Source organism: Fibrobacter sp. UBA2449 (assembly GCF_002342555.1).
In the GTDB taxonomy this organism is placed as follows: Bacteria; Fibrobacterota; Fibrobacteria; order Fibrobacterales; family Fibrobacteraceae; genus Fibrobacter.
The window spans coordinates 311,587-319,800 of sequence record NZ_DDQF01000020.1 but is presented as its reverse complement, the minus strand read 5'-3'; the positions used below and the strand labels follow the sequence as shown (position 1 = coordinate 319,800).

11 protein-coding genes are annotated in these 8,214 nt (G+C 51.2%); 5 read left to right on the top strand and 6 right to left on the bottom strand.

Annotation, left to right across the window (positions count from 1 at the left end; translation table 11 throughout):
• Positions 1–23 precede the first annotated feature (23 nt).
• The 3 genes from B4B27_RS14240 to B4B27_RS14230 all read left to right on the top strand — a co-directional run bounded on the left by B4B27_RS14240 (position 24) and on the right by B4B27_RS14230 (position 2,472).
• The gene (locus B4B27_RS14240) at positions 24–1,436 is read left to right on the top strand and encodes an AAA family ATPase (protein WP_290727324.1); all 1,413 of its coding nucleotides are present in this window, start codon (positions 24–26) and stop codon (positions 1,434–1,436) included.
• A gap of 99 nt (positions 1,437–1,535) precedes the next feature.
• Positions 1,536–1,748 carry a hypothetical protein gene (locus B4B27_RS14235; protein WP_290727322.1) on the top strand — a complete coding sequence of 71 codons (213 nt, stop codon included), beginning with the start codon at positions 1,536–1,538 and terminating at the stop codon, positions 1,746–1,748.
• A gap of 139 nt (positions 1,749–1,887) precedes the next feature.
• Positions 1,888–2,472: a flavodoxin family protein gene (locus B4B27_RS14230; protein WP_290727320.1), complete on the top strand. Its 585-nt coding sequence runs from the start codon at positions 1,888–1,890 to the stop codon at positions 2,470–2,472.
• 21 nt (positions 2,473–2,493) lie between these two features.
• Here the strand turns inward: B4B27_RS14230 and B4B27_RS14225 are convergent, their stop codons facing one another.
• Genes B4B27_RS14225 through B4B27_RS14200 form a run of 6 tightly spaced genes read right to left on the bottom strand, consistent with a single transcriptional unit; the run spans position 2,494 to position 6,323 of the window.
• Positions 2,494–2,970, bottom strand: coding sequence for a hypothetical protein (locus tag B4B27_RS14225; RefSeq protein WP_290727318.1), 477 nt, complete (start codon positions 2,968–2,970; stop codon positions 2,494–2,496).
• A 2-nt stretch (positions 2,971–2,972) separates the two neighbouring features.
• Entirely contained in the window at positions 2,973–4,079 is a 1,107-nt protein-coding gene (locus tag B4B27_RS14220; RefSeq protein ID WP_290727314.1) for a DUF2156 domain-containing protein, read from the bottom strand.
• Positions 4,080–4,123: 44 nt separating this feature from the next.
• Positions 4,124–4,453 carry a hypothetical protein gene (locus B4B27_RS14215; RefSeq protein WP_290727312.1) on the bottom strand — a complete coding sequence of 110 codons (330 nt, stop codon included), beginning with the start codon at positions 4,451–4,453 and terminating at the stop codon, positions 4,124–4,126.
• 8 nt (positions 4,454–4,461) lie between these two features.
• Positions 4,462–5,607, bottom strand: a complete 1,146-nt coding sequence (gene tgt, locus B4B27_RS14210; RefSeq protein ID WP_349678264.1) for a tRNA guanosine(34) transglycosylase Tgt — start codon at positions 5,605–5,607, stop codon at positions 4,462–4,464.
• A gap of 24 nt (positions 5,608–5,631) precedes the next feature.
• On the bottom strand, positions 5,632–5,982 hold the full coding sequence (locus tag B4B27_RS14205; RefSeq protein WP_290727307.1) for a hypothetical protein: 351 nt from the start codon (positions 5,980–5,982) through the stop codon (positions 5,632–5,634).
• An 11-nt stretch (positions 5,983–5,993) separates the two neighbouring features.
• A complete protein-coding gene (locus B4B27_RS14200) occupies positions 5,994–6,323 on the bottom strand; it encodes a hypothetical protein (RefSeq protein ID WP_290727305.1) in 330 nt (109 codons plus the stop codon).
• A gap of 165 nt (positions 6,324–6,488) precedes the next feature.
• On the opposite strand from B4B27_RS14200, the gene B4B27_RS14195 reads away from it, so the two are divergent.
• Together B4B27_RS14195 and tsaB are read left to right on the top strand one after the other, a co-directional pair.
• On the top strand, positions 6,489–7,523 hold the full coding sequence (locus B4B27_RS14195) for a D-alanine--D-alanine ligase family protein (protein WP_290727304.1): 1,035 nt from the start codon (positions 6,489–6,491) through the stop codon (positions 7,521–7,523).
• Positions 7,520–8,206, top strand: a complete 687-nt coding sequence (gene tsaB / locus B4B27_RS14190; RefSeq protein WP_290727302.1) for a tRNA (adenosine(37)-N6)-threonylcarbamoyltransferase complex dimerization subunit type 1 TsaB — start codon at positions 7,520–7,522, stop codon at positions 8,204–8,206. The genes B4B27_RS14195 and tsaB overlap by 4 nt, the downstream gene beginning before the upstream one ends.
• Positions 8,207–8,214 lie beyond the last annotated feature (8 nt).

Genomic DNA, 8,214 nt, shown 5'->3' with positions numbered 1-8,214 from the left:
TTTTATAAAACGGAGATTTTCCAATGATAATAGGTCGGAACAACGAAATCAAGGAACTTAGGCGATACGCCGAACAGGAAGAGGCTCAATTTGTAGCCGTTTATGGGCGTCGCCGCGTAGGCAAGACCTATCTTGTCCGCGAGACATTTAACAGCAATTTCACCTTTTATCATACAGGAATATCCGGTTCGACCTTAACGGAACAATTGGAGCAATTCCGAGCATCTCTAATCAAGTTCGGTCTGAAGAAATGCAACAAGCTAAAGAGTTGGTTTGAAGCATTTCATAAACTCGAAGAACTTATCGAACAACGCAAGGATGAACGAAAAGTTATTTTCATCGACGAACTTCCATGGCTTGACACACCGAAATCACGGTTTATTTCTGCTCTGGAACATTTCTGGAATGGCTGGGCGAGTGCCCAGAAAAAATTGATTCTCGTCATTTGCGGAAGCGCAACTTCCTGGATTATAAGCAACATCATTCGAAATCACGGAGGATTATACAACAGGCTGACAGGAAGCATTTATCTCCAACCATTCAACCTAGGAGAATGTGAAGAGTTTTGCAAGGCAAAGCACCTGGCTCTCAGCTATAGAAACATCGCCGAAGCTTACATGATTTTCGGAGGAATCCCCTATTACTGGAATTTCCTGCAAAACAACCTAAGCCTTTCGCAAAATATTGACAAGATGTTCTTTGCGCCAAGCGCTCCGCTAAAAGACGAATTTCGTGCCCTTTACCAATCGCTGTTCAAGAAGCCCGATCCTTATCTGAAAATCATCTCGATTCTCTCAAGCACTAGGTCCGGCATGGATCGCAGCGAACTCCTGGAAAAAAGCAACCTTTCAAACAACAGCACTTTTTCGACAGTATTAACCGACCTTGAGCAATGCGGGTTCATCAGAAAATTCCGCGCATTTGGCAAAAAAAATCGAGACGCACAGTTCCAATTGGTGGACAATTTCACCTTATTCCACTTTCAGTTCGTAAAAGATTCTCCTGAAACCGAGGATTACTGGACGAGCCTTAATAAAAGCCCTAAAAAAAACACATGGCTCGGATTAGCCTTCGAACGGCTTTGCCTGTGGCATCTTCCTCAAATAAAGAGGGCTCTCGGCATATCGGGCGTTTCAACCAATGTGTGCTCGTGGCTTTACAAGGGCGACAGCGACCATGACGGCACGCAAATCGACTTGCTCATCGATCGCAGAGACGATACCATAAACCTGTGCGAAATGAAATACTCAGACAAGCCTTATCGACTAGAAAAAGAGGAATACGAAAAACTGGTTAACCGCATTTCAACTTTCAACGAAGTGACAAAGCCCAATAAGGCTATCCACACGACGCTGATTACAACAATCGGGTTAGACCGTCGCGGCTACTGGAACGAGATTCAGTCAACCATCACGCTGGACGACTTGTTCAAGTAGTTATTCACTCTTTGGGGCTGGCAATTTTTTTGAAGGGCCGCGCCCTAGTGGGAACTGTAGGGTGTTTTTGCGTAAACTGCCTGTTATTTAATATTTTTGATGAAAGTAGCAGAAATATTAAATAGAATTTGCAATTTTATGAAAAATCAGGTATATATTTTTCCAAAAACAAACAAAAGTAGCAAAAATATTAAATATGATAATCAAGCGTCCGAAATACTGAAGGATATTGTCAAGCCGCATTACGACGATGACGGAATTTTAGTTGTCGGCTTATTGGATTTTTTGATGCAAACGGAATGGAACGCCTAAGTGATGTTTGGGCGGAAACATGGCGGGAAAAATGTTGAATTAATTGTATTAATTCCTTTAAAAGTGACATTTTCTAGATTCAGGGGTGTTTAACAAGGGAAAGTTTTATAGAAGAACGTTTCTTTTGGATGGAGACACGATGAGAAAAGTGGTCATTTTGAATGCGAGCCCGCGCAAAGACGGAAACATCAGCCAAATGCTGAATATCATGGGTGATACCTTGTTCGAAAAGGGCACCGAGGTGACAATCATTGATGTCTGCAAACTGGAATTTCGCCCGTGTATCGGTTGCATGAAATGCCGTAGCGCTCACGATTGCGTGATGCCGGAAGACGATGCGAAACGGATTCTGCGCATGGTTCAAGAATGTGATGGCCTAGTGGTCGGTTCGCCTTGCTATTGGGGCAACATGACCGGGCAACTCAAAATGCTTTTCGACCGCTGGGTTTACGGCATGATGGACCACAGCGAACGCGATTACCCGATTCCACTGTTAAAGGGAAAGAAGGCCGTCATTGTTACGACATGTACTACCCAATGGCCATTCAACCTGATTTTCAAGCAGTCGGCGGGGACTGTACGCGCGCTCAAGGAAATCCTCTGCTGGAGCGGATTCAAGATTGCAGGTGTGATTCAAAAAGGCGGAACCCATAAGCGAAATGGCCTAACGCCCAAAGAAATTGCCAAGTGCAAGAAGATTGCCTTGTCACTTGGTTCGCATTAAAGGCGTGAAAACGCAATCGGATTAAATTATCGGGAAACCTTCGCGGTATTCCTTGATGATTTCCGGATGCGTCTTGGCGTATTCAAAAATTTTATCGCCGAGACCGTTTTTTACGAGATTGACGAGAGCCTGACTTGGAACTGCGCCGACGCTCGGGCAGGTGGGCGTGAGCGCGATGACGAGTTCGCCGTCTTTACGCATAATACGGAGCGGCCAGATGGAACAGTCGAAGGGTTTGTCTTCGGGCTTTAAAACGCAGCCTTTGTGCGGGTCCAGGAAGGTGCAGGGAACTTCTTCTTCGGGGGCGGCGGTTTTGTACCCACCAAGGACAATTTGACCGTCGCGAAACTCCCCCACCACGCCGTATTCGTTAGGCTTGCTGAGTTTTTCAACGACTTCGGGCGGGAACAGCGGCGTTTCCCAGAGGCTCTGCCTGCGGAAGGAGCAGCAGAACTTGCAGGCGGCGCAACTGGATTTAGAGAGGATGGAGGAAAGCATGTTTACTCCGGACAGGATCCTTCGACTTCGCGCTGCGCGCTTCGCTCAGGATGACAATTAAGGTCGCGGGGATGACAATGAAGGTCGAGATGACTTGTAACGTGCGTTTTGTTGAGAATAGTTTGCGGGTAGTACGAGAGTTTTGCCTTGCGGAGGCCTTCGATGTTGATGTCCTCTTCGCGGTTGATGAACTTCGCGCCCGCAGCCACGAGGCGCTCGGCAAATAGTTTGTTAATAATCGCATAGCCGCCGTTTTCGGCGTATTCGTCGATGACTTTTTCGAAGTGGATGTCCCAGACGCCGGGCAAAATTTCTGAAGCCATGGTCATACCGACGGGCTTGCCTTCGACATACAAGACCGCCCCTTTCAAGCCGAGAGCATCAAAGTTTTCAAGAGCCTCGCGGATGGCGCAGTATTCCGAGAGCCTAGATTTTTCATCTTCGGAGCGTTCCGCCCAGGCGGCTTCGCGGCATTCGCAGGTGCATTCGCTGTCGGTATCGCTGGATTCGCCCAAGGTTTCGATATTGAGCCAGCTCTTTTCGACTGTGAGCGCGTCTGCAAAATTCTCCGGCGTAAGCGGACGAATTTCGTAGTTCGAATAAGTCCTGTTAAATCGAGAAACGTGGTTACGCTTTTTCTTGTACAGGTTTCCGGCCAAAGTGGCAAGACTTTCGGCAGAATAGATGTAGTCGCTGTCGCCGCGATTTTCTTCGAAACGGAGTAGAGGCTCGGCGCATTCCTTGCCAGAAGTTCCATCCGTTTCAACGACGCGATTCGTGTTGAAATATTCCCGCAAAATCTGTGCCCGAGGCTCGTCTACAAGGCAGAATTCCAGCGGACGGCCCGACTCACGAGCACCTTCGATAATAAGTGCAAGCGCCGCCGCTGCATCGCCCTCCCCCAGCGGGAAAGCGTACCCGCGACGGCTCCCAACTCCGTTATAGTAGCGGAAAAGGAACCCATCTTGCAACGCAATCTGCGTGCCGTACTTTTGCCGTAGCAGGAAAATGTTCGCGAAGCTCGCGTCACTGCCGGTATAGCCCGAATCGGCTACGGCCTTTGTCGCCGCAGTCCGGTCAGAAAGTTCTGGAGCCTTAAAGTTTATCATCTTCTAGAAAATACAATTTTTTACGGCATAAGGAGCGGATTTCCTTATTTATCTTTTTTCTTAAACCGGAATGAAATTTTCTCATGTGCTCTTGGATCATACTTTGCGAGTGCATACACAAACGCAAACATGTAGATGATTAGGCATATTATGGCATGTAATGCTCCATCATCTTGTGATTCCGCTTTTTTGCCTATAAACAGAATTACAACCGAAGAAAAAGGCACATACAAGGCCCAGAAAATTTTAAACGCCATTTGAATCAGGGTATTTTTTTCTTTTAACTTATAACTCCAGGCAACTAGACGAATCAATAGAAAGGACACTAGAAAAGTGTACGCATACATAATGACGATTACGATGATGATCGACATAAAAAACCTTATTCTGCGTCGCGCTGGAGTTGCGGGATTATTTGTGCGGACCATTCCTCGAAATCACCGGCTTCAATGTGGTCGCGGGCCTGTTGCATCAGGTGCAGGTAGAAATGCAGGTTATGCAACGTCGATAGCGTCCAGCCGAGGGGTTCCTTGGTCTTGAACAGGTGGCGCACGTAGGCGCGGGTGTAGTTCCTGCAGCAATGGCAATCGCATTCCGGATCAAGCGGGCGGTCGTCATCGGCGAACTTGGCGTTCTTGTAGCGGAGCACTCCCCTGCTGGTATAAACGAGGCCGTCTTGGGCGTTTTTCGCGGGCAAAATGCAGTCGAACATGTCGACCCCGCGGGCAACAAGCGAAAGCAGGTTCCAGGGCGTGCCCACCCCCATCACGTAACGGGCGCGGTCCTCTGGCAGGTAGTTGGTGCAGAAATCCGCAATCTCGTACATGGTTTCTACGGGTTCGCCTACGGAAAGGCCACCCATCGCATAGCCGTCGGGGCCAAGTTCCTTGAGCGCTTCGATGGATTTTTTGCGGAGTTCCTTGTGCATGCCGCCCTGCACGATTCCGAAAAAGAATTGCGGGTAGCCGTGAAGCGGCGGGTTCTTTTCAAGCCATTCCATCGCTCGCTTTGTCCAGGCCAGTGTGTAGTCGAGCGATTGAGACGCCTCTTCGACGGTGCTCGGGTAAGGCGTACATTCGTCAAAAGCCATGATGATGTCCGCGCCGATTTCGCGCTGGGCCTTCATCACCGATTCCGGAGTGAACATGTGGCGAGAACCGTCCAGATGGCTTTGGAATTCCACGCCATCTTCGGTAATGTGGCGCAGGTCCTTGAGACTCCAGACCTGGAATCCGCCGCTGTCGGTGAGCATCGGGCCGTTCCAGCCCATGAACTTCTGCACGCCGCCCATCTTGGCCACGAGTTCCGTGCCCGGGCGCAGGTACAGGTGGTAGGTGTTCGCGAGAATGATCTGCGCTTGCATTTCGCGCAAGTCCCGCGACGAAAGTCCCTTCACACTCGCAAGAGTGCCTACCGGCATAAAAATTGGCGTCTCTATGTCACCGTGAGCCGTGTGGAGCCGACCGCGGCGGGCCTTGCTCTTGTCGCTTGTCTTGAGGAGTTCGAAGGGATTCTGGTTCAATGATATACCCACATCAACGAATCTAGAAATTCATCGCCTGAAATAATTCCGTTCGAGTGCTGCATCAATAGCATTATTAATTATTTCTTCATCGGTGAGTTCTTCATCATAAGAATCTTCCATAATCCCCCCTAAGGGAGATTCGCTCCAATCATAATTTCCTAATTCAGAGGATGTCGAATCCTTCTCTAAAGAAACGGTAGAATCTTGCGTGATCGTGTTTGTTGAATCCGTCGGGGGCGCAGGAATAACAGCATCGCTACCCTGAGGCTCCGCCGGAACGGACAATGCCGCAGAAAGTCCCAAAAGGGCGACGAGCCTCGCCTTGGTTCTGGGGTTAAACTCGCCCACACGTTCGACTTTTCTGCGTTCGATTTTCATTTGAGTCCGCGCTATAGGATTTCGTTGATTTTCCCGTTCCAGTGGTTGGTTCGTTCTCGCAAAATTTCTTCGCCGTTCTCGCAAATGACCAGGATGCATTCCTCGTTCACGACCTCGTAATCGGACCCGCCGTTGAAAACGTTCGCGTTGCCGTATTCCTCGCGGTCGAGCCACGCATAGACCTTGCAGGCGTTGCGGGAGGAAACTTCGCAACAATAAGCCGCGAGAGCGTCTGCGGTAAAGTCCGCAGGCCTTACGCCGCCGAGGATTTCGTCGGCAGGGATCTTGACAGTCCCGCCCTTCGCAAGAATTCGCGCAGAAATGTTGTATTCAATATCCATTCTCGCCCGCATTATGGGATTTCGTCTTTGTAAAATATACATTTTTCCCGTCTTAGGTCACTTTTTTCGTCAAAAAACGAAAGATGGGGATTTTAGAACGCCCCCTCAACCTATCAAAAAGCTTTTTACTATAATTATGGCATACAATTTTCAAAGAGGTTTTTTATGTCCCGCTTACGCGTATTGGTCCTGATGGGTGGCCCGTCCACCGAGCACGATGTTTCCGTAGTCAGCGGCACCGGCGTGGTGCGCGCCATGGATCCTGAACGCTACAATATCCACCCTGTTTTGATTGACAAGGACGGCACCTGGCACTGGTCCGCCCGCGAACTTTCCCCGTACCAGAAGGACAACTTCTCGGTCAACTACTTCCGTAGCCTCGAAGGCTCCGCGGCATGCACCAAGAAGTCCCCCGCCCTCTCCGAACTCCCGGCTGCCGACATCGCGTTTTTGGCACTGCACGGCAAGTGGGGCGAAGATGGTCACATCCAGGCAATGCTCGAGAACTGGGGCATCCCGTACACGGGTTGCGGCCTGCTTGCCTCGGCACTCGCGATGGACAAGATCAAGTCCAAGGAAATCTACCGCGCAAACGGCATCCCGACCCCGCCGTACCGCGTTATCTGGAAGCACGACTTTACGGGCGACACGCTCGTGAGCGTCGCCGACGAACTCGGGTTCCCGCTTGTCATCAAGGACCCGCTGGGAGGTTCTTCCATCGGTATCGGCATCGCGAAGGACATGGACGAAGCGGGCAAGATTGCGCAGGACCTGTTCAAGGATTCCAACCGCCTGCTGTGCGAGAAGTTTATTGCCGGCGGCGAAGCGAGCTGCGGCTACATCGAAGGCGAAGAACCGCTCCCGCCCACCGAGATGCGCATGACGACCCGTGAATACTTCGACTTCGAGGCGAAGTACAACGGCGAATGCCAGGAAGTGACTCCCGCGGAATTCCCTGCCGAACTTACGGCCCGCATCCAGGAACTCGCGAAGAACGCCCACTTTGCGCTCGGCGGTGCAGGCTACAGCCGCACGGACGTGCGCATTGCGAAGGACGGCCAGATTTACGCCATCGAGACGAACACGCTCCCGGGCATGACCCCCACGTCGATTCTCCCGGCTCAGGCAGCCTGCAACGGCATTACCTACAGCCAGCTCATCGACATGATTATCGACAAGAGCCTCACGATTAAGAGATGACTATTGACTTATACGTAGATACTTCCCGGAAGGGCATCTCGATGGCGGTTGCGACCAGCGGCCAGCCTGTGAATGCGCGAACTACGGATGCAAGCACTCGCGTTTACGAGGAAATCGTGAACACGGAGGCCCGCGGGGAAATTCTCGGGGAATCGCTCGATACGCTGCTCACGCGCGTGGGCGCGACTCTCGACGACGTGAAACGCGTGATGGTGACGCTCGGGCCCGGCTCCTTTAGCGGGCTCAGGACCGGAGTGGCGTTCTGCCAGGGGCTTTGCTTCAGCGGGAAGCGCGAACTCTACGGGGTCACGACCCTGCAGGCGCTTGCCTGTTTTGCGCACGATGTCGCGGGCAACACCCCTGCATGCGCCGAGATTGCAGTCATTATCCGCGCGCGCACCGGGTTCTGGTACATGAGACTGAACGGCGAGGAATTCTTCATCGAGACGCCCGAGGTTATCGAACGCATCAAGAACGCGAAAGTCAAGGCGATTGTCGCGGACGCCCCCGCACAGGAAGACGAAGCGCTCAAGGACGCCTTTGCAGAGATTGGCGCAAGCGTTTCGCCCGATACGGGCAAGCCGCTCGACATGTGGGCCCCGCTGTTCAGTACCGTAAAACCGTCGCTCATTCAGGAAGCAAACTACATTCAGCCGTCCTATTTCGAAAAGCTGAAATCGTAGCCCGCGGG

Coding starts and splice junctions, on each gene's coding strand:
- B4B27_RS14235 (WP_290727322.1), top strand. CDS start 1,536: ATGAAAGTAGCAGAAATATTAAATAGAATTTGCAATTTTATGAAAAAT.
- B4B27_RS14195 (WP_290727304.1), top strand. CDS start 6,489: ATGTCCCGCTTACGCGTATTGGTCCTGATGGGTGGCCCGTCCACCGAG.
- B4B27_RS14225 (WP_290727318.1), bottom strand. CDS start 2,970: ATGCTTTCCTCCATCCTCTCTAAATCCAGTTGCGCCGCCTGCAAGTTC.
- B4B27_RS14200 (WP_290727305.1), bottom strand. CDS start 6,323: ATGGATATTGAATACAACATTTCTGCGCGAATTCTTGCGAAGGGCGGG.
- tsaB (WP_290727302.1), top strand. CDS start 7,520: ATGACTATTGACTTATACGTAGATACTTCCCGGAAGGGCATCTCGATG.
- B4B27_RS14230 (WP_290727320.1), top strand. CDS start 1,888: ATGAGAAAAGTGGTCATTTTGAATGCGAGCCCGCGCAAAGACGGAAAC.
- B4B27_RS14205 (WP_290727307.1), bottom strand. CDS start 5,982: ATGAAAATCGAACGCAGAAAAGTCGAACGTGTGGGCGAGTTTAACCCC.
- B4B27_RS14215 (WP_290727312.1), bottom strand. CDS start 4,453: ATGTCGATCATCATCGTAATCGTCATTATGTATGCGTACACTTTTCTA.
- B4B27_RS14240 (WP_290727324.1), top strand. CDS start 24: ATGATAATAGGTCGGAACAACGAAATCAAGGAACTTAGGCGATACGCC.
- B4B27_RS14220 (WP_290727314.1), bottom strand. CDS start 4,079: ATGATAAACTTTAAGGCTCCAGAACTTTCTGACCGGACTGCGGCGACA.